This is a genomic window from Methylobacterium sp. P3_A11 (assembly GCF_056403155.1).
Map to the genome: position 1 here is coordinate 29646 of NZ_JBFUGA010000036.1, position 18925 is coordinate 48570.

The 18925-nt window shown below is 71.6% G+C and carries 18 protein-coding genes; 13 read left to right on the plus strand and 5 right to left on the minus strand.

What is annotated here, in order from left to right; all coding sequences use genetic code 11:
• Nucleotides 1-53: 53 nt before the first annotated feature.
• The gene (locus AC1DXK_RS13405; protein WP_457108133.1) at nucleotides 54-437 is read left to right on the plus strand and encodes a hypothetical protein; all 384 of its coding nucleotides are present in this window, start codon (nucleotides 54-56) and stop codon (nucleotides 435-437) included.
• Between the two features lie 404 nt (nucleotides 438-841).
• Here the strand turns inward: AC1DXK_RS13405 and AC1DXK_RS13410 are convergent, their stop codons facing one another.
• The 3 genes from AC1DXK_RS13410 to AC1DXK_RS13420 all read right to left on the minus strand — a co-directional run bounded on the left by AC1DXK_RS13410 (nucleotide 842) and on the right by AC1DXK_RS13420 (nucleotide 3150).
• On the minus strand, nucleotides 842-1621 hold the full coding sequence (locus AC1DXK_RS13410; RefSeq protein ID WP_457108136.1) for a DUF1194 domain-containing protein: 780 nt from the start codon (nucleotides 1619-1621) through the stop codon (nucleotides 842-844).
• Nucleotides 1622-1902: 281 nt separating this feature from the next.
• The gene (locus AC1DXK_RS13415) at nucleotides 1903-2130 is read right to left on the minus strand and encodes a hypothetical protein (protein WP_457108134.1); all 228 of its coding nucleotides are present in this window, start codon (nucleotides 2128-2130) and stop codon (nucleotides 1903-1905) included.
• A 306-nt stretch (nucleotides 2131-2436) separates the two neighbouring features.
• Complete coding sequence (locus tag AC1DXK_RS13420) at nucleotides 2437-3150, minus strand: SIR2 family NAD-dependent protein deacylase (protein WP_457107119.1); 714 nt, start codon at nucleotides 3148-3150, stop codon at nucleotides 2437-2439.
• Between the two features lie 135 nt (nucleotides 3151-3285).
• Between AC1DXK_RS13420 and AC1DXK_RS13425 the strand changes: the two genes are divergently transcribed.
• The 8 genes from AC1DXK_RS13425 (at nucleotide 3286) to AC1DXK_RS13460 (ending at nucleotide 11873) form a co-directional block, all read left to right on the plus strand.
• Nucleotides 3286-3846, plus strand: coding sequence for an isochorismatase family protein (locus AC1DXK_RS13425; protein ID WP_457107118.1), 561 nt, complete (start codon nucleotides 3286-3288; stop codon nucleotides 3844-3846).
• A complete protein-coding gene (locus AC1DXK_RS13430; protein ID WP_457107117.1) occupies nucleotides 3843-4838 on the plus strand; it encodes a GlxA family transcriptional regulator in 996 nt (331 codons plus the stop codon). Before AC1DXK_RS13425 ends, AC1DXK_RS13430 begins: the two co-directional genes overlap by 4 nt.
• A gap of 103 nt (nucleotides 4839-4941) precedes the next feature.
• Nucleotides 4942-6369 carry a dihydropyrimidinase gene (gene hydA, locus AC1DXK_RS13435; protein WP_457107116.1) on the plus strand — a complete coding sequence of 476 codons (1428 nt, stop codon included), beginning with the start codon at nucleotides 4942-4944 and terminating at the stop codon, nucleotides 6367-6369.
• Between the two features lie 47 nt (nucleotides 6370-6416).
• A complete protein-coding gene (locus AC1DXK_RS13440; RefSeq protein ID WP_457107115.1) occupies nucleotides 6417-7412 on the plus strand; it encodes an ABC transporter ATP-binding protein in 996 nt (331 codons plus the stop codon).
• A gap of 15 nt (nucleotides 7413-7427) precedes the next feature.
• Nucleotides 7428-8690 (plus strand): ABC transporter substrate-binding protein, encoded by a 1263-nt coding sequence (locus tag AC1DXK_RS13445; RefSeq protein WP_457107114.1) that lies wholly within the window; start codon nucleotides 7428-7430, stop codon nucleotides 8688-8690.
• Between the two features lie 274 nt (nucleotides 8691-8964).
• The gene (locus AC1DXK_RS13450) at nucleotides 8965-9900 is read left to right on the plus strand and encodes an ABC transporter permease (RefSeq protein WP_457107113.1); all 936 of its coding nucleotides are present in this window, start codon (nucleotides 8965-8967) and stop codon (nucleotides 9898-9900) included.
• A gap of 2 nt (nucleotides 9901-9902) precedes the next feature.
• Complete coding sequence (locus AC1DXK_RS13455; protein WP_457107112.1) at nucleotides 9903-10799, plus strand: ABC transporter permease; 897 nt, start codon at nucleotides 9903-9905, stop codon at nucleotides 10797-10799.
• Between the two features lie 387 nt (nucleotides 10800-11186).
• Complete coding sequence (locus tag AC1DXK_RS13460) at nucleotides 11187-11873, plus strand: 50S ribosomal protein L25/general stress protein Ctc (RefSeq protein ID WP_457107111.1); 687 nt, start codon at nucleotides 11187-11189, stop codon at nucleotides 11871-11873.
• Nucleotides 11874-11945: 72 nt separating this feature from the next.
• On the opposite strand, the gene pdxH is transcribed toward AC1DXK_RS13460, so the two are convergent.
• Entirely contained in the window at nucleotides 11946-12569 is a 624-nt protein-coding gene (gene pdxH / locus AC1DXK_RS13465; protein ID WP_457107110.1) for a pyridoxamine 5'-phosphate oxidase, read from the minus strand.
• A 134-nt stretch (nucleotides 12570-12703) separates the two neighbouring features.
• Here pdxH and AC1DXK_RS13470 point away from each other — a divergent pair, with 134 nt between their 5' ends.
• Nucleotides 12704-13153: an RT0821/Lpp0805 family surface protein gene (locus AC1DXK_RS13470; protein WP_457107109.1), complete on the plus strand. Its 450-nt coding sequence runs from the start codon at nucleotides 12704-12706 to the stop codon at nucleotides 13151-13153.
• A gap of 66 nt (nucleotides 13154-13219) precedes the next feature.
• On the opposite strand, the gene AC1DXK_RS13475 is transcribed toward AC1DXK_RS13470, so the two are convergent.
• Complete coding sequence (locus AC1DXK_RS13475; RefSeq protein WP_477298013.1) at nucleotides 13220-13516, minus strand: hypothetical protein; 297 nt, start codon at nucleotides 13514-13516, stop codon at nucleotides 13220-13222.
• A gap of 344 nt (nucleotides 13517-13860) precedes the next feature.
• Between AC1DXK_RS13475 and AC1DXK_RS13480 the strand changes: the two genes are divergently transcribed.
• From AC1DXK_RS13480 to AC1DXK_RS13490, 3 genes are all read left to right on the plus strand, one after another.
• The gene (locus tag AC1DXK_RS13480) at nucleotides 13861-15480 is read left to right on the plus strand and encodes a glucosamine inositolphosphorylceramide transferase family protein (protein WP_457107107.1); all 1620 of its coding nucleotides are present in this window, start codon (nucleotides 13861-13863) and stop codon (nucleotides 15478-15480) included.
• Nucleotides 15481-15625: 145 nt separating this feature from the next.
• On the plus strand, nucleotides 15626-17602 hold the full coding sequence (locus tag AC1DXK_RS13485) for a monovalent cation:proton antiporter-2 (CPA2) family protein (RefSeq protein ID WP_457107106.1): 1977 nt from the start codon (nucleotides 15626-15628) through the stop codon (nucleotides 17600-17602).
• An 8-nt stretch (nucleotides 17603-17610) separates the two neighbouring features.
• Nucleotides 17611-18925: MATE family efflux transporter (locus tag AC1DXK_RS13490; protein ID WP_477298015.1), on the plus strand; the 1315-nt coding region annotated here is incomplete at its 3' end.

Here is an 18925-nt window from a genome sequence, read left to right on the forward strand (position 1 = left end):
TGGGGCCGTGGGGGAACCCGCGGCCCCTTCTTTTTGGAAAGAGACCCGACACGATGATGCGTCCCGCCCTGACGGCCTGCCTGACCCTGATCCTGACGGCGGCGCCCGCCCTCGCCTCGCCCTGCGGCGACCGGATCGAGGGCGTCTCCAAGCGGGTCCAGGCCGAGCTGACCCAGTCGATCTCGGCCTCGACCAGCGGCCAGGGCAATGCCGCCAAGCGCGCCGGCGAGGGGGTCACCGGCACGGAGGGCCAGCGGGCGAAGGAAGCCCCGGAGGCCCCGCCGGAGAAATCGGCCCAGGCCGGCCAGGGGGCGGATGCCGCCCAGCAGGCGAAGGTCGCCCTGGAGGAGGCCCGCACGGCGGATTCGAAGGGCGACGAGAAGGCCTGCGAAGCCTCCCTGTCGCGCGCCGAGCAGCAGTTGAAGAAGGCGCCCTGACGGGCGGAATCACCCTCACCTGAGGAGCGCGCGGGCTACGACATCCACAGATCTGGATCGGAAACGGGCGCTTGCAGCGGAGCGCGACGCGCCCCCTCTCCCGTGCGGGAGAGGGTCGGGGTGAGGGGCGAGACGCGTCAGAATCGAGCACGCGGTCGACGGGCGAGCCCGTCGCGCTGTCTGCGGATGCCGCCCATCCCTCACCCTGTCCCTCTCCCGACGGATCTCGGGCCTGCCCGAGATCCGCACTGAGGAGCCCAAGTCGGGCAAGCCCGACTTGTCTGGAGAGGGGACCCGCGCCCGGTCCTGAAACCGCATTGTCAAAGCCGATGCGCGGATCCGCTGGCCCACCGGGCGAGGGGGCGGCCTGAGCCCGCATGACCGAGCGTCCACGGGCGCCGCGATCATCGCCCCAGCGCGCTGATCTCGATCACGAACTTCCGCCGCAGCGCCCGCGAGAAGTCGCCGTAGCCGGCCGCCGCCAGCAGGAACGCGCCCGGTCCGCCGATGACATGGGCGCGGTACCATTGCTCCAGGCTCGTGCGCTCCTGAGGCAGCGGCGTCGCCCGCAATCCGTAGCCGGGCGCCCGGTAGGCTCCGGCCCCGACCACGTCGTTCTCGCCCGGCACCAGGATCGGCAGGCCGTTGACCGTCGCCCCGGTGGCGAGCAGGCCCGCATGCGCCTCCGCGAGGCTGTCGGCATCGGTGCAATTGTCGATGCCGTCCCCCGAGACGTCGACCACGACGCGCTCGGCCGGGAGCGGCAGGGCCGGCAGCACCCCGGCCGTCACCGTCCGGAACATCTGGCCGAGGCAGGTGAACTCGCCCGCCTGCCGGGGCGTCGCACGGACCAGGGCTGCCACGGCCGTCGCGTCGGCCCGGCTGACGATCCGCCGCCAGCCGACCGCGAGGTCGGCCTTGTCGGCCCAGGTCACCATGGCGAACAGGATGCCGCCGGGATTGCCCGTGATGGCACCGACGACGGCGGGATCCTCCAGGGCCTCGGCGATACCCTCCATCTGGAGCCGGAAGCGGGTATCGTCGACGGATTGCGACACGTCCACCGAGACGAGAAGCGCGGTGCCGACGCTGTCCGGCGCGGCGGCGGCTGGAGCCAACCCCAGCAGCAGGAGGCCGGCGGATCGCAGCAGCCCGCGGCGGATCCATCCCGACTCCGTCCGCATCATCGGCATCGGAACTCCCGGAACGCGCGGCCCTCGTGCGCCCGTTAGGGCATGTTTCGGGGCGTTGCGAAACCGGCCTTTCGGGGGGCTCGCCGCTCGGGCCGACGCGCCATCGGGACGATCCGACGCCGCGCCGGCCGGGTCGCGATCGGGCTCGAAGCCCGGCCCCGGTGAGGAAGTTCGTCTCCGGCGGCGGTGGCCCGCTCATCTCGGAGACGGCCCCTCCCCCCGCCCCATCCCGGGGCCGTCGAGGGCGGCCTGAGCGCCGCCCGGAGGACGGCTCAGGCCGCAGCCGCGGCGCCAAGCGCGTGCGGGTTGCCGTTCAGGCCGGCACAGAGATCGTCGATCTCGGCGAGATCCAGCGCGTCGCCGGTCCGGCCCGCGATGGTGTCGATCAGGTGGTCCTGGCGGGGGTCGAACGGATGTCCCTGCATCCGGTAGAACTGGTAATAGCGCAGCGCCGCCAGAACGGTGTCGCGCTCGCGGTCGGTTACGGTGAAGTGCTGCATGGGTAGTTGCTTCCCCTTGTGGCTTCAACGAACGCTCGGGTGGGCCGCGACGCCGAAACCGAGCTTGGCTGTTGTAACCCGTGGGCAACGCCCCGACCAGTTCTTGACAGCTCGCGGGGAAGTGATTCGCGGCATTTAAGATTTTGATCCTCGCCGGAATAGCCGCGACACGAATCGAAAACGCGAGCCTCCGCAATACCTTGCCGCCCCCGTGCCCGCAGGCGCCGGGCGGCGGCGCGTCAGGCCGCCCGGCGCCGCGACGCCGATCCRGCGCGGGCTCCCCGCCCCGCCTGTCGTTCCACCCGCCTACAGCCCGCGTTCGGACAGGTAGCGGGGCAGCACCGCGCTCGCCGGCCCGTAGCGAGCGTCGTCGAAGGCGTCGGCGTTGTCCGATGGCTCCAGGTTGATCTCGCAGGTGGGGATCCCGAGGGCACGGGCTTGCCGCACGTAGCCGGCCGCCGGATAGACCGCCCCCGACGTGCCCACCGCCACGAACAGATCGGCTTCGCCCAGCGCCGCCTCGATGGCGTCGCCGTGCAGGGGCATCTCGCCGAACCAGACCACGTCCGGCCGCATCCGGCCCTGCGTGCCGCAGGCGGGGCAGGTCTCCGCACGGGTGAGGTCCGTTCGCCAGGGCGTGACGGCCCCGCAGGCGCAGCAGCGCGCCTTGAGCAACTCGCCGTGCATGTGGATCACCGCCCGCGAGCCCGCGCGCTCGTGGAGGTCATCGACGTTCTGCGTGCACAGGAACAGCCGGCCGCCCCGTTCGGCGAGCCGCGCCTCGGCCCGGACCAGGGCGTCGTGGGCGGCATTGGGCACGGCCGCGACCACGCCGCGGCGGCGATGATCGTAGAAGTCGAGCACCGTGTCGGGATCGGCGGCGTAGGCCTCCGGGGTGGCGAGCGTCATCGGGTCGAACCGCGCCCAGAGGCCGCCGCGGTCCCGGAACGTGCCAAGGCCGCTCTCGGCCGAAACGCCGGCCCCGGTCAGGACGAAGAGGGCTTCGGGACGTCCGGTCACGGGTAGCCTCCCGGCAACCGCCCGAACGCCCGGGCGGGATGGCCGGATATGTCCGGTCGTTGGCCACGCGGTTGCTTTCGCACGCGATCACGAGGGCGGATGCTGCCCTCGCATCCACGCCTCGGGAGGCCGCTTATGTCCGATGTTGCGCTGCTGGTCATCGATGTCCAGGAGTCCTTCCGCCACCGACCGTTCTGGTGCGAGACCGATGTCCCGCGCTTCACCGGGCATCTGCAAGCGCTCATCGACGGCGCCGTGGCACGCGGGATCCCGGTGCTGCAGGTGTTTCACGTGGCGGAGACCGGGCCTTTCTCGCCGGAATCGGGCCATGTCCGGACCCTCGAGGGCGTCGCCATCGCGCCGACGGCGGTCTTCCAGAAGCGTCGCCACAGCGCCCTGGTCGAGAGCGGCCTCGCGGGCTGGCTGACACGGCACGGCATCCGCCGCCTGATCGTATCGGGCGTCCGGACCGAGCAGTGTTGCGAGACAACCACCCGCCAGGCATCCGACAGCGGCTGGGAGGTCGATTACGTGACGGACGCCACCCTGACCTTCGCGATGACCCATCCGGACGGCCGCCGCTTCAGCGCCGACGACATCAAGGCGCGCACCGAGCTTGTGCTGGCCGATCGCTTCGCCCGGATCGCCACGGTCGCGCAGGCGCTCGCCGGCCGCGACCTGCCGGTCGCCGCATGAGCGGGGCGGGGCGGCGCATCGCGGTCCTCGTGGTCCTGCCGCCGCGCGCCCTGCTGCTCGACATCGCTGGACCGCTGGAGGTCCTGCGGATCGCGGACTCCGTACAGAACCGGGCCGGCTTCGCGGTGACCTACGCGGCGCCGCAGCGGCTGACCCACAGCTCGATCGGGCTCGACCTGGGCGGGGCCGGACCGCTGCCCGAGGCGATCGCCGATGGGACGGTCGTGCTCCTGCCGGGCTCTGCGACGCGCAGTCTCGGGATCGAACCGGATTCCGAGGCCGACGCCGCCGCGGAGGCCGCGATCGTCGCGTGGCTGCGCCGTGCCATCCGGCCGGGCCACATCGTCGTGACGATCTGCGAAGGCGCTCTGCTGGCGGCGCGCGCCGGGCTGCTCGACGGCTACGCCTGCACCACCCATCACGCCAGTTGTGCCCGTCTGCGTGCGGCGGCGCCCCGGGCGACGGTGATGGAGAACCGGCTGTTCGTGCAGGATCGCGACCGGTTCAGCAGCGCCGGTGTCACCGCCGGCATCGACCTGATGCTGCATCTCGTGGCGGACTGGGCCGGCCCGGCGACGGCGGTCGCGGTGGCCCGGACCCTCGTCGTGTACATGCGGCGCGGCCCCGCCGATCCCCAGCTCTCACCCTGGCTCGAGGGGCGCAGCCACCTCCACCCGGCGGTGCACCGGGCGCAGGACGCGATCACCGCCGATCCCGCCTGCGCTTGGTCGCCCGCCCTGCTCGGCCGGATGGCCGGGGCGAGCCCGCGCAACCTCGCGCGGCTGTTCAGGGTCCACGCGGGCATGACGATCACGGACGCCGTCAACCGCGCCCGGATCGCGCTGGCCCGGGACCTGATCACCCAGACCGATCTCGACCTGGAGCGGGTCGCAGAGCGGGCCGGCTTCGGCTCCGCCCGGCACATGCGGCGGGTGTGGCGGCAGTTCCACCCGACCGCGCCGTCCGGCCTGCGATCTGCGGAGGCACGCTAGATTCGGCCCGGCGGCTGTGACCTCCTTCCGGTATCGCGAATCGGCGCGGACGATGCATGCACCCGGCCCGAGGCGCGCCCGGCCGCGCGGAGGAGTAAGCGTCATGCCCGAATTCGACCTCGCGATCCGCGGCGGCACGGTGGTCACGGCGAGCGACACGGTCCGGGCCGATGTCGGCGTGCGCAGCGGGCGGATCGTGGCGGTGGCGGAGGGCATCGCCGATGCCGCCCGGGTGATCGACGCCTCCGGCCTGCTGGTCCTGCCCGGCGGCATCGACAGCCACGTTCACATCGCCCAGGAATCCGGCCCCGGCATCGTCATGGCCGACGACTTCGCCAGCGCCACCCGGGCGGCGGCGGCCGGCGGCAACACCTGCGTGATGCCCTTCGCGCTCCAGCCCCGGGGCGCCTCCCTGCGCGGCGCCGTCGACGCCTACCGGGCCAAGGCCGAGGGCCAGTGCCACGTCGACGTGGCGATCCACATGATCATCTCGGACCCGAGCGAGGCGGTGCTCGGCCAGGAGCTGCCGGCTTTGGTCGCCGACGGCTACACCTCGTTCAAGGTCTTCATGACCTACGACGACCTCGTGCTGAACGACCGCCAGCTCCTCGACGTGTTCCACGTCGCGCGGCGGCAGGGCGCCCGGGTCATGGTTCACGCCGAGGGCTACGACGCGATCCGCTACCTCAGCGAGCGACTGGAGCGGGCGGGCGAGACCCGACCCTACGGCCACGCCCTGTCGCGCCCCGAGATCGTCGAGCGGGAGGCGGCCCACCGGGCGATCAGCCACGCCGAGCTGATCGACCTGCCCATCGTGATCGTCCACGTCTCGGGCCGCGAGGCCACCGAGCAGATTGCATGGGCTCAAGGACGGGGCCTGAAGATCCGGGCCGAGACCTGCCCGCAATACCTGACGCTGACGGCCGAGGACATGAAGGGCCTCGGCCAGGAGGACCTCATGGCGGGGGCGAAGTACGTCTGCTCGCCGCCGACGCGAGACGTCGCGAGCCAGGAGGCGGTGTGGTCGGGGATCCGGCGCGGGATCTTCGACGTGGTCTCCTCCGACCATTGCCCGTTCCGCTACGACGACCCGCAGGGCAAGCTGAACCCGCGGGGCAAGACCTCCTTCCGCTGGATCCCGAACGGCATCCCCGGCATCGAGACGCGGCTGCCGGTGTTCTTCTCGGAGGGGGTCTCGAAGGGGCGGATCAGCCTCAACCAGTTCGCCGCGCTGACCGCCACGAACCACGCCAAGCTGTACGGGCTCTACCCGCGGAAAGGGTCGATCGCCCCGGGCTTCGACGCCGACCTCACGCTGTGGGATCCGAACAAGCGCGAGACCATCCGCCAGGCGAACCTGCACCACGGCTCCGACTACACGCCCTGGGAAGGTTTTGCGGTGACCGGCTGGCCGGTCATGACCATCGCGGGCGGGCAGGTCATCGCGGAGGACGGCCGGGTCCTGTCCGAGCCGGGCCGCGGGCGGGTCCTCGACCGGGCCGTCGATCCGGCCGAGCGGCGGGAGGCCTGACGGCCGGGCTGGCCCATCGCTTGCGTGATCTCCGGGGGGAGCCTCACATGGATGTCGAGCTGATCGGCCTGACCAAGCGCTACGGCGCGGCCATTGCGGTCGACGGCATCGACCTGAAGGTGCCGTCCGGCGCCTATTGCTGCCTGCTCGGCCCCTCCGGTTGCGGCAAGACCACGACGCTCCGGATGATCGGCGGCCACGAGCGCGCGAGCGCGGGCGACGTGGTGATCGGCCCGCAGGCCGTGGGCGACGCGGCCCCGGCCGAGCGCGGCACCGCGATGATGTTCCAGAGCTACGCGCTGTTCCCGCATCTCGACGCGCGCGACAACGTCGCCTTCAGCCTGAGGATGCGCGGTGTCGGCAGGGCGGAGCGCCGGGCCAAGGCGATGGCGATGCTCGACCTCGTGCAGATGGGCCACCTCGCCGGACGCCTGCCGGCCCAGCTCTCGGGCGGCCAGCAGCAGCGCGTGGCGCTGGCCCGCGCCCTCGTCACCGGCCCGAAGGTGCTGCTCCTCGACGAGCCGCTCTCCGCCCTCGACCCGTTCCTGCGGGTGCGGATGCGGGTGGAGCTGAAGCGGATCCAGACTGAGCTGGGCCTCACCTTCATCCACGTCACCCACAGCCAGGAGGAGGCGATGGCGCTCTCCGACCTCGTGGTGGTGATGAATGCCGGCCGGATCGAGCAGGCCGCCGACCCGCGCACCGTGTTCGAACGCCCGGCCACCGCCTTCGTGGCGCGGTTCATCGGCGGCCACAACGTCATCCGCCTGCCCGACGGGCTGATCGCGGTGCGCGCCGACCGGATGCGCCTCGGATCCGAGGCCGGTCCCGACGCGCTGTCGGCTCGGGTGGTCGCCGTCGAGTACCAGGGGACCAGCGTCCATGTCGGCCTCAATGCCGACGGGCTGGAGCGGGCGCCGGAGAACCCGGCCGCGCTGACCGTGATCCTCAGCGACGCGGCGTTCGCCGCCCGCCCGCTCCGGCCGGGCGACTCGGTCCCGGTCGGTTGGGACGCGGCCGCCGCCCACCCCCTCGATGCGTAACCCACGGAGACGACCATGGACCTGTTCCCGAGGCCGACCCGGCGCACGCTGCTGAAGGGGGCCGCAGCGCTGGCGACCACGCCGGTGACCGGCTTCCCGGCCGTGCACGCCGCCGAGCCGGTGACCCTGCGCTACCTCGGCACCGCGGTGAACCAGTCCGCCGACATCGCCCGCAAGGTGAAGGAGGATCTGGGGCTCACCATCGAGTACATCCCCGTGGTCACCGACGAGGTGACCAAGCGCGTCGTCACCCAGCCGAATTCGTTCGACCTGGTCGACACCGAGTATTTCAGCCTCAAGAAGATCCTGCCCGCCGGCAACCTCCAGGGCATGGACGCCAAGCGGATCACCCTCGCCGACAAGATCTCCACCGTGTTCACGAAGGGCGAGGTGGCCGGCAGGAAGATCGGCGACCAGGGCACGGCGCCCAGGAAGGTCTTCTATCTCGAAGGCCCGGACTCCAAGAAGTTTGCCGGCGAACAGACCGGCTGGATCTCCCTGATCCCCACCGTCTACAACGCCGACACGCTCGGCATCCGGCCGGACCTGATCAAGATCCCGGTGACGAGCTGGAAGGAACTGCTGAACCCGGCCTTCAAGGGCAAGGCCTCGATCCTCAACATCCCGTCGATCGGCATCATGGACGCCGCCATGGTGGTGGAGGCCACCGGCGACTACACCTATGGCGACAAGGGCAACATGACGAAGCCCGAGATCGACCGCACCATCAAGGTGCTGATCGAGGCCAAGCGCGCCGGCCAGTTCCGCGCCTTCTGGCAGGACTTCAACGAATCCGTGAACCTGATGGCGTCCGGCGAGACGGTGATCCAGTCGATGTGGTCGCCCGCCGTCACCAAGGTCCGCGCGCAGGGCGTGCCCTGCACCTACCAGCCGCTCAAGGAGGGCTACCGGGCCTGGGCCTCGGGCTTCGGCATCCCCAAGACCCTGAGCGGCAGGAAGCTCGATGCCGCCTACGACTTCATCAACTGGTTCCTGTCCGGCTGGGCCGGGGCCTACCTCAACCGGCAGGGCTACTACTCGGCCGTGCTGGAGACCGCCCAGGCGAACATGCAGCCCTACGAGTGGGCCTTCTGGATGGAGGGGAAGCCCGCCGAGAAGGACATCCTCGGCCCCGACGGCACCCTGATCGAGAAGGCCGGAGCCACCCGCGACGGCGGGTCCTTCGACGCGCGGATGGGGTCGGTCGCCTGCTGGAACGCCGTGATGGACGAGAACACCTACATGGTGCGCAAGTGGAACGAGTTCATCGCGGCGTGAGGGCGGATGGCGCCTTCCCGCCCGCCCTCCTCTGCGGGCAACCGGAATCGCCCATCCTGCGCGAGCGCTCGGCCGCCGGACGGAACGCGGGTTCCCTCTCCCGTGCGGGAGAGGGACAGGGTGAGGGATGCGACCTCTCCGGACAGCCCAGGCCCCTCACCCCAACCCTCTCCCGCACGGGAGAGGGGGTGCGTCGCGCCGCGCAGGAGCCGGTGTGTGACCATCGGAGCCCGCGGCGGATGAAGGATGCGTCGCCGCGCCGGGGGCGCGCCCTATGACCGATCTCGCCCTGCCCGCCGCCACGTCCGCCGCGCCGGTCGCGAACTCGGCCGCGTCGCCACGGCCCCGCCGCCGCGTCCTCGCCTACCTCCAGGCCGCCCCGCTGGCCCTCGTCTTCCTGGTCTTCCTCGTGGTTCCGCTGGTCCTCACCGGGATCGTGTCGCTCTGGGAGTACAACGAGTACGAGATCATCCCGGCGCTGACCCTGCAGAACTACGCCGACGTGTTCGACGGCTGCCTGTCGGCCGACCTCTGCACGACGGTGCGCACCTACCTGTCGACGGTGAAGTTCGTCGTGCTGACGCTGGCGATCACCCTGCCGCTCGGCTTCGCGATCGCCTACTTCCTGGCCTTCCACATCCGCTCCGGCACGGTGCGGATGGGCCTGTTCCTGCTGTGCACGATCCCGTTCTGGACCTCGAACGTGATCCGCATGATCTCGTGGATCCCGCTGCTCGGCCGCAACGGCCTCGTCAACGACACGCTCCGCACCCTCGGGCTGATCCGCGCGCCGATCGACGGTCTGCTCTACTCCGACTTCGCGGTGGTGCTGGCCTTCGTGCACCTCGACACGGTGTTCATGATCGTGCCGATCTTCAACAGCCTCGCGCGCATCGACCGGCGGCTGATCGAGGCGGCGCGGGATTGCGGCGCGTCCGGCGCGCAGATCCTCTGGACCGTGATCCTGCCGCTGGCCAAGCCCGGCATCGCCATCGGCACGATCTTCGTGACGACACTGGTGATGGGCGACTTCGTCACCGTCGGCGTCATGGGCGGCCAGCAGATCGCCAGCGTCGGCAAGGTGATCCAGGTGCAGATGGCCTACCTGCAATTCCCGGCGGCCGCCGCCAACGCGATGGTGCTCCTGGCCGCCGTGCTGCTGATGATCCTGGGACTCACCCGGATGATCGACCTCCGGCGGGAGCTGTAGCGATGGACCGGCCCCGCGGCTTCGCCTTCTACGGGCTGGCCGGCATCTTCGCCCTCTACGTCCTGTTCCTCTACGGGCCGACGCTGACGATCCTCGCCCTCAGCTTCCAGGGGCCGTCGGGCGGACTGACCTTCCCGATGAACGGGGTCTCGACCCACTGGTTCGCCAAGCTCTGGGCGGGCGTCGGCGTCGTCGACATCTGGGCGGCGCTGCGGCGGTCCCTGGCCCTCGGCCTCGTGGTGATGGCGCTCACCGTCACGCTCGCCTTCTATGCCGGCCTCGCCTTCCGGAAGGGGTTTCGGGGGGCCGGCCTCGTCTTCGCGCTGGCGGTGTCGAGCCTGATCGTGCCCTCGATCGTGGTCTCGCTGGGCATCGGCCTGGAGTTCCGGCTCCTCGACGACGCCGTCAAGGCGCTCGCCGCCGCCACCGGCTGGGGGGGGTTCCTGCAGGATCACGGCACGCTGATGGGCCTCTACAGCTCGGCGCTGGGGGCGCACCTCACCTGGACGCTGCCCTTCGGCCTGCTGATCATATTCGCCGTCTTCAACCGGTTCGATCCGGCCTACGAGGAGGCCGCCCGCGACCTCGGCGCCAGCGGCCCGCAGACGCTCAGGCACGTGGTGGTGCCGATCCTCGCCCCGGCGCTGGTCGGCGTCGCGCTGTTCGGCTTCACCCTGTCGTTCGACGAGCTCGCCCGCACCAGCCAGGCGATCGGCGGCCGCAACACCCTGCCGCTGGAGCTTCAGGGCCTGACCACCACGGTGACGACCCCGGAGATCTACGCCCTCGGCACGGTGACCACGGCCGTCTCGGCCCTGGTGATCGGCACGGCGCTCGGCCTGACCCTGTGGCTGCAGAAGCGCCGGGCAAGGCAGGCGCTGGCGGGGTTGCGTCCGTAGCGCGACGCGAGCAGAGCGGCTCGGACGACGTCGCTCACGCTGGCGTAGCTGCCGGATTTCACCCGCGCCTCGACGCGGTCCTGCAGGTCGCCGAGGGTGACGGTGACCGGCTTGCTGGCGCGCATGGAGCCCTCTCGTCTAAGCAGGTCGTGTATGACGATGTCATACACACTGATCGAGAATCCAGCGGCACCGCATGTTGCCCCGGGGGCCCTTGATCAGCGCTGTCCTGAGGCGCTGCCGCATTGCCAATCCGCCCCCGTCCGTGTAAGCGCACGGCGCGCCCCCGAGACACCCTTGGAGGCAGGGGCGCGCCGGGAAGGATGTGGCCGTCCGCCAGGGGCGGCCTTTTCGTTTTCCGGCTCCAGTTATCGTAAGGATCACGCCATGAGCGCAGTGAAGACGCTTGAGGCCGTGGCACGCGACCGGGTCGGCAAGGGGGCCGCCCGGGCCGTTCGTCGCCAGGGCCAAGTTCCCGCGGTCGTCTATGGGGGCGGCCAGCCGCCGCAAGCCATCGCCATCGACCTCATCCGCACCCGCACGCTGATCTACGCGGGCGGCTTCAAGACCACGCTGTTCGAGATCAATGCCGGCGGCAAGAAGGTTCGGGCGATCCCGCGCGACTTCCAGCTCGATCCGGTCTCCGGCGTGCCGCTGCACGTCGACTTCCTCCGCGTCGTCTCGGGCCAGACCGTCACCGTCGAGGTGCCGGTGCACTTCGTCAACGAGGACGCGGCCCCCGGCATCAAGAAGCTCGGCGGCACCCTCAACATCGTGGCCCACACGCTGAGCCTCGACGTCGCCCCCGACCAGATCCCGGACGCGATCGAGGTCGACCTGACCGGCCGCGCGATCGGCGACGTGATCCACGTCTCCGACATCAAGATCCCGACCGGCACCTACACCGGCGAGCAGACCGACCCGGTGGCCAACATCGTGCCGCCGACCGTGCTGGGCGCCGAGGTGGAGGCCGAGGAGGCCGCCATCGCCGAGGCGCAGTCGGCCGAGGCCGCCGAGGAGAAGGCCGAAGCCGAGGACGCCGAGGACGAGAAGAAGGACGGCGAGGAGGCCTGAGCCTCGTCGCACCGCACCGCACGATCGAGAGCCCCGGCCCTGCGCCGGGGCTCTCTTCGTTTCGGCGTGCCGTCAGGGATAGAGGCGCGCGCGGCTCCAGCCGTCGCCGGTCCGGGTGAAGCGGACCCGGTCGTGCAAGCGGAAATCGCCGTTCTGCCAGAACTCGAGGGTGACCGGTTCGATGCGGAAGCCGGTCCAGTGCTCCGGCCGGGGGATCGGCCCGTCGCCGTAGCGCGCGGACAGTTCGGCCACCGCATCCATCAGGGTCGCGCGGTCGGCGAGCGGGCGCGATTGCTGGCTGGCGATGGCGCCGAGCCGGCTCTCGCGGCGGCGGCTCTGGAAATAGGCGTCCGCCTCCTGGGCGCTCACCGGCGCGATCGCGCCCCGAGCCCGCACCTGACGCCGCAGGCTCTTCCAGTGCAGCACCAGGGCGGCCTGCGGGTTCTGCGCCAGCTCCTCACCCTTGGTGGACTGCGTGTTGGTGTAGAAGACGAAGCCGCGGGCATCGAAGCCCTTGAGCAGCACCATCCGCACGTCCGGCAGCCCGTCCGACCCGGCGGTGGCCAGCGCCATGGCGTTCGGATCCTCGGGTTCGGCGGCCTCCGCGTCCTTCATCCAGGCGGCGAACAGCGCGACGGGGTCGTCGTTGAGGGTGAAGTCCGACGGCGTCGGGTCAGAGGTCCTTAACTGATCCACGGCATGACTCCTGACTGCCGCGTCCAGGGCCTGAGGGGGCACCGACATCGGCATGTTCGGTCGAGCGAATAGCCCGTCGAGAGTCAGGTGTAATGCGGCGATGCGCGTGTAAAGGGCCAAGCCGGCGGCTGCGTATGCGCGCCTCGGTGTCGGCCCTGTCGGTGACGATGGCGCTCTGCGGCTGCAGCCAGCCGCTGCTTGTCTTCCGGGGTGATCCCCCGGCGGCGGCGCGCGTGGTCGAGGAGCCGGCCATCACCGGCAGCATCGAGAAGCGGCCCGTAAGTTTCGGGGATGACCTCGGCGAGGAGGATTGGCGCCGGGCGCGCGCCGCGCTGAGCGTCGCCCTCGATCCGCAGGGCAACGGCCGGCCGGTCAAGTGGGACAATCCCGAGACCGGCCTGCACGGGTCGGTCAACCCCACCGGCCTGCCTTACGTCTCGGACGACCAGATCTGCCGCAACTTCCTCGCATCGGTTGTCGGGCCGGCCCGCAGCCGCTTCGTCCGCGGCACCGGCTGCAAGCTCTCGGGCGGTCCGTGGGCGCTCAAGCGCATCCGGACCGCAAGCGGAACCGGACGCTCCTGAAAGACGCCTGCGTCGCCCGGTCTCACCCGCACGGAACCGTGCGGGGTATGAACCGCGGCGCCGCCCTCAGTAGGGGTGGCCGTAATAGGGCCGCATGCGCAGGCGCGGCTGCGCCGCCGGCGGGGCCGCATAGCGGGCCGCAGACTCAGGATCGTAGGTGCGGATATACGGGTCGAGGGCCGGATCCCGGTAATTGCCGTTGTTGACCCCGGCCGAGCGGTCGTTGCCGCTGAGCGCCGCGTAGGGCGAGAGCCCGCTGCCGCTGTCGCCGCCGCCGCCACCACCACCCCAGGCGAAGGCGGCCACCGGACTGGCAATCAGGAGCATCGCCGCGAGGGGCATCGTCAGGGTCTTGCGCGTCATGTCCTGTCTCCGCATCACGTCATTGTCAGGCGAACGGTCCAGCCGAAGGTGGGGTTCCCCCGCGCGAACCACCACCGTCTCGCGACCTTGTACCACCACGGGCCAACAGGCGTTTATTAAGAGGCATGAGATTCGTTTTTTTCGGTTCATCGAATAGAAATCGTCGCTTCCCTAAAACTTCAAATGGTAGACAGCCGTCGGGCCTTGCTTGATCGTGGCGCGGCGCAACAGATTTCGAGCCCGCGACGACCGTATCCGTGGTCGATGCCGGGCGCATCTCGGGTCCTGGCCGCCGTGAACGTCGAGACGCAATCCGACAGGCGTGACGTGGAGCTGACCCGCTGATGGAGCGGGCGATCGGAGGCATGGACAGGCCATCGACCGCGGGCGGCAGGGCTCCGGCCCGGGCGGAGCCGTCGGCCCTCGGGACGGCCGCCCGCACCCGGACGGTCACCGTGCGCCTCGACCGCCGGGCGCTGCGCGGCTGGCATATCCGTCTTCTCGACCAGCTCGGGCAGCGTCCCGATTACCGGATCCGCGTGGTCTGGGTCGAGCATTCGGGCGGCCTGCCGCCGAACGCGGAACTGCTGTTCCGGCTGGAGGCCGCCATCCACGGCCTGCCCCGGCCGGGCCTGGCCACCGCGGCGGAGCCGGTGGCCCTCGCCCCCTACGAGGCGAGCCCCGAGGGCGAGGAGCCGGACGGGAGCGGCGCCGCGGACCTCGTCCTCGACCTCTCGGGCGGCTCCGCGGATCCGGGAGCGGCGCCGGTCTGGCGGCTGGACTACGATGGGATGCCGGGCGAGGCAGGCCTCCTCACCGCGCTGTTCGCCCACGGGACCCCGGTGGCAGCCCTGCGCGGTCCGGACGGCAAGCCGGTGGCCGTGGGGCGGCTGGGCGCGGAATCGCACACCGTGATGCTCGCCGCCTTCGAGGGCTACCTCGCGCGGACGATCACGCTGATCCTCGCCGCCCTCGACGGTGCCGCCTCGACGGAACTGCCCGACGGCGCCGGGGGGGTCCTGCAGCCCGCAGCCGCCTACGATCTCAACGGTCTCGGCGCCCGGAGGCGGGCCGCCGGGGGGCTGGCCCGGCAGATCGCCCGGAGGCTCTACGCACTTTGTTTCCACGGTCCGCACTGGCGGGTGGGCTGGCGGCGGCTCGCCGGCCCCGACCTGATCGACCTGCGCCGGCATCCCGAGGGCGGCTGGCAGGTCCTGCCCGACGACGGACGGCGCTTCTACGCCGACCCCTTCGCGATCGCCCGGGGGGGCGCCGTGACCCTGTTCGTGGAGGAGTTCGACTATCGCCGGGGGAAGGGCGTGATCGCGGCGGTGGAATTCGGGGAGACCGGACCCCGCGGCCGTCCGGAGCCGGTGCTCGAACTCGAGACCCATCTCTCCTACCCGTTCGTGTTCGAGGCGGACGGACAGGTCTGGATGATCCCGGAATCCCACGCCTCCGGGACGATCGACCTCTACCGGGCGACCGATTTTCCCCGGGGCTGGGTCCACGAGGCCGTGCTCCTCGACGGCGTGGTGGCCGGGGACGCGACCCTGCTGCATCACGGCGGCCGCTGGTGGATGTTCGCCACGGTCCGGGCCGGCGGGGGCAGCTATTCCGACACCCTGCATCTCTGGCACGCGCCGCATTTTCGCGGACCCTGGACCCCTCACCGGCACAACCCGGTCCTGATCGATGTCGGCTCGGCCCGGGCCGCAGGCCCGATCGTGGCGCGCGACGGCGGCCTGATCCGGCCCGTCCAGGATTGCCGCCAGGGTTACGGCGCGGCGCTCGGCCTCGCCCGGATCCTGCGCCTCGACGAGGACGGCTACGCGCAGCGGGTCGAGACCCGTCTGCGACCCGGGGCGGCCTGGCCCGGCACGCGCCTGCACATGCTGAGCGCGGCCGGCGGCTTCGAATTCATCGACGGCTCGCACCGGGCGCGCTCACGGCTCCTGGGCTAATCCCGCCCGACTGATCCCGCCGGGAGCACCCGCCGGGACCCGTCGGTGCCGAACGGCACCTGCACACGGCTCGCATCCCGGCCCCGTGCGCGCTAAGCGGGTGCTCCACCTGCGCCGATCCAGCAGCACCGCCGGGACGATCACCATGGCGAGCCCCGTCGAACATGCGAGCTTCTTGCCGCCGGTCCTGACCTTCCTCACGGCCGCGGTGATCGGCGTGCCGATCTTCCGGCTGATCGGCCAGAGCGCCGTGCTCGGCTACCTCGTGGCCGGCGTGCTGATCGGGCCGTCGGGCCTGTCGCTGATCGCCGAACCCGAGACGGCGGCGCGCGTCGCCGAGATCGGCGTGGTGCTGCTGCTCTTCATCGTCGGCCTGGAACTGCACCTGTCGCAGCTCGTCTCCATGCGGCGCGACATCTTCGGCCTCGGCACCGCCCAGCTCGTCGTCTGCGCGCTGGTGCTCGGCGGCGCCGGCGTGGTGGCGGGCCTCAGCTTCGGCGCCGCCGCGGTGATCGGCCTCGCGCTGGCCCTCTCGGCCACCGCGGTGGCGCTGCAGCTCCTGGAGGAGCGCGGCGACCTCGGCAGCGCCTACGGGGGGCGCGCCTTCGCGGTGCTGCTGTTCCAGGACCTCTCGGTGGTGGGCATCCTGGCGCTGATGCCGCTGCTGGCCTCGGCGGGCGGGGCGACCGATCCCGCCTGGCTCGGGGAGGCGGCGGCCTCCACCGGCAAGGCGCTGGCGGCGATCCTGGCGGTGGTGCTGGTCGGCCGCTACGGCCTGAACCCGTTCTTCCGGCTGCTCGCCGCGAGCGGCGCCCGCGAGGTGATGACCGCGGCGGCCCTGCTGGTGGTGCTCGGCACGGCGCTGCTCATGGAGCAGGTCGGCCTGTCGATGGCGATGGGCGCCTTCCTCGCCGGGATCCTGCTGGCCGAGTCGAACTTCCGCCACCAGCTCGAGGCCGATATCGAGCCGTTCCGCGGCATGCTGCTCGGCCTGTTCTTCATGAGCGTCGGCATGTCGATCGACGGCACCCTCGTGCGGGAGGTCTGGCCGGCCCTCTTCGGCGCGACGCTGGCGGCGATCCTGGTCAAGGTCGCCCTCGTGGCCGGCCTGTTCCGGCTGTTCGGGTCGGATACGCTCGGGGCGCTGCGGGGCGCCGCCGTCCTGGCGCCGGCCGGCGAGTTCGCCTTCGTGCTGCTGCCGCAGGCGGAGGATCTCGGCCTCACCGGCGCCACGGCGACGCGCTTCGCCGTGGCGCTCGCCGCGCTCACCATGCTGATCGGGCCGATCGCCGCCAAGGGTCTCGACAAGCTGATCGAGCGGCGCGCCGCGCGGAGCACCCTCGATCTGGAGGAGCCCTCGAGCGAACTCACCGACAGCGGCGACGCCCGGGTCCTGGTGATCGGCTTCGGCCGCTTCGGCCAGGTGCTGACGCAGGTGCTCATGGCCGAGGGCATCCCCGTCACGGTGATCGACAAGGACGTGGAACAGCTGCGCGCCGCCTCGCGCTTCGGCTTCCGGATCTATTACGGCGACGGCACCCGCCTCGACGTGCTGCGTGCCGCCGGCATCGGCCGCGTCGAGCTGGTCTGCATCTGCGTGGACGACCGGGAGGGCGCCCTCAAGATCGTCGACATCGTGCACGAGGAATTCGCCAGCGTGCGGACCTTCGTGCGCGCCTACGACCGCCTGCACGCGGTGGAGCTGATGAATCGCGACGTGGACTACCAGATCCGCGAGACCGCGGAATCGGCCCTCACCTTCGGGCGGGCGGCGCTGGAGGGGCTCGGTCTGTCGCCGGAGGCCGCGCTCGCCCGGGCCGACGACGTGCGCAAGCGCGACATCGCCCGCCTCGTCCTGCAGCAGGCGGGCGCCCTGCCGGACGGCTCCAGCTGGATGCGCGGAGCCGCGGCGGGGTTGAAGCCCGAGCCGCTCACCGTCCCGGTGCGGCCCGCCCGGGCGCTCAGCATCGAGACCCGCGACCTCGTGGGCAGCGACCGGCGCGAGGCGGCGGAGAGGCTCCTGGAGAAGCCGGCCCTCGCCCCGCAGGACACGGAGGCCGGGGACGGCGAGGCCGATCCCGAGGCGGAGCTGGAGGCGGAAGGCAGCGCCCGCGATGCGTGACGGCGCGGATGTCTGACGGTCCGCCCGGGGCGGAGGCCGGCCGCTTCGTCACCGGCTCGATCCTGCGGCACGTGGTGGTGATGGCCGCCACCGGCTCGGTGGGGCTGATGGCGATCTTCGTCGTCGACCTGCTGTCCCTGCTCTACGTCTCGACCCTCGGCGATCCGCACCTCACGGCGGCCGTCGGCTTCGCCGGCATCGTGCAGTTCTTCGCGACCGCGGTGAACATCGGCCTGATGATCGCCGCGGGAGCCCTGGTCGGGCGGGCCGTGGGCGCGCGCGACCTCGCGGCGGCGCGACGCCTGGCGACCTCCGCGCTGGTCCTCGGCAGCCTCGTGGCGGCCGTCATCGCGGTGCTGATCGCGCTCCTCGCCGAACCGCTCCTGACCTTGATCGGCGCCCGCGACGAGGCGCTGCGCGTGGCCGTCCTGTTCCTGCACATCACCCTGCCCTCGAATCTCCTGCTCGCCGCCGGCATGCTGTTCACCGGCCTCCTCCGCGCGGTCGGCGAGGCGCGGCAGGCGATGTCGGTCACTCTGGCCGGCGCCGTGGTCACCGCGATCCTCGACCCGCTCCTGATCTTCGGGCTCGGCCTCGGCGTGCCAGGGGCGGCGATCACGGTCTGCGTCGCGCGCGCGACCTTCGTGGCGGTGGGCGTGCACGGCGTCGCCCGCCACGGGCTCCTCGGGCGGCCGCGCCTGGCCGACCTGCCGGCCGACGCGGCCGCCCTGGCAGGGGTCGCGGGACCCGCCGTACTCACGAACCTCGCGCCCTCGGTGGCGAGTGCGTTCCTGGCGCGCCTGTTTGCCGGCTATGGTGCCGATGCGGTCGCCGCGGCTTCGGTGATCGACCGCCTGACGCCGGTGGCCTTCGGCGGCCTGTTCGCCCTGTCGGGGGCGATCGGGCCGATCCTGGCGCAGAACTGGGGCGCCGGCCGGTTCGACCGGATGCGGGGCGTGCTGCGCGCCGCGGTCCGGGTGACGCTGGCCTACGTCGCCGTCGTCTGGCTCATCCTGGCCCTCGCCCGCGGCGCGCTCGCGGCGCTGTTCGGCCTGCACGGCGTCGCGGCCGATCTGTTCGGCTTCTTCTGCCTGGTGGGCGGCGCGATCTGGTTCTTCAACGGGCTCCTGTTCCTCGGCAACGCCGCCTTCAACAACCTCGGCTTTCCCCTGCGCTCGACGCTGCTGAACTGGGGGCGTGCGACCCTCGGCACGATCCCGCCGGCGATGCTGGGGGCGACGCTCTACGGCCCCCGCGGCGTGGTGGCCGGCATGGGGCTCGGATCCCTGGTCTTCGGCGCGCTCGGCCTCCTGCTCGCGCGCC

What these genes read in the sequence shown, in the direction of transcription:
- AC1DXK_RS13480 (WP_457107107.1), top strand. Translation starts at nt 13,861, where the DNA reads ATGGAGCGGGCGATCGGAGGCATGGACAGGCCATCGACCGCGGGCGGC.
- AC1DXK_RS13425 (WP_457107118.1), top strand. Translation starts at nt 3,286, where the DNA reads ATGTCCGATGTTGCGCTGCTGGTCATCGATGTCCAGGAGTCCTTCCGC.
- AC1DXK_RS13445 (WP_457107114.1), top strand. Translation starts at nt 7,428, where the DNA reads ATGGACCTGTTCCCGAGGCCGACCCGGCGCACGCTGCTGAAGGGGGCC.
- AC1DXK_RS13460 (WP_457107111.1), top strand. Translation starts at nt 11,187, where the DNA reads ATGAGCGCAGTGAAGACGCTTGAGGCCGTGGCACGCGACCGGGTCGGC.
- AC1DXK_RS13485 (WP_457107106.1), top strand. Translation starts at nt 15,626, where the DNA reads ATGGCGAGCCCCGTCGAACATGCGAGCTTCTTGCCGCCGGTCCTGACC.
- hydA (WP_457107116.1), top strand. Translation starts at nt 4,942, where the DNA reads ATGCCCGAATTCGACCTCGCGATCCGCGGCGGCACGGTGGTCACGGCG.
- AC1DXK_RS13470 (WP_457107109.1), top strand. Translation starts at nt 12,704, where the DNA reads ATGCGCGCCTCGGTGTCGGCCCTGTCGGTGACGATGGCGCTCTGCGGC.
- AC1DXK_RS13430 (WP_457107117.1), top strand. Translation starts at nt 3,843, where the DNA reads ATGAGCGGGGCGGGGCGGCGCATCGCGGTCCTCGTGGTCCTGCCGCCG.
- AC1DXK_RS13440 (WP_457107115.1), top strand. Translation starts at nt 6,417, where the DNA reads ATGGATGTCGAGCTGATCGGCCTGACCAAGCGCTACGGCGCGGCCATT.
- AC1DXK_RS13415 (WP_457108134.1), bottom strand. Translation starts at nt 2,130, where the DNA reads ATGCAGCACTTCACCGTAACCGACCGCGAGCGCGACACCGTTCTGGCG.
- AC1DXK_RS13475 (WP_477298013.1), bottom strand. Translation starts at nt 13,516, where the DNA reads ATGACGCGCAAGACCCTGACGATGCCCCTCGCGGCGATGCTCCTGATT.
- AC1DXK_RS13450 (WP_457107113.1), top strand. Translation starts at nt 8,965, where the DNA reads ATGACCGATCTCGCCCTGCCCGCCGCCACGTCCGCCGCGCCGGTCGCG.
- AC1DXK_RS13405 (WP_457108133.1), top strand. Translation starts at nt 54, where the DNA reads ATGATGCGTCCCGCCCTGACGGCCTGCCTGACCCTGATCCTGACGGCG.
- AC1DXK_RS13410 (WP_457108136.1), bottom strand. Translation starts at nt 1,621, where the DNA reads ATGCGGACGGAGTCGGGATGGATCCGCCGCGGGCTGCTGCGATCCGCC.
- AC1DXK_RS13455 (WP_457107112.1), top strand. Translation starts at nt 9,903, where the DNA reads ATGGACCGGCCCCGCGGCTTCGCCTTCTACGGGCTGGCCGGCATCTTC.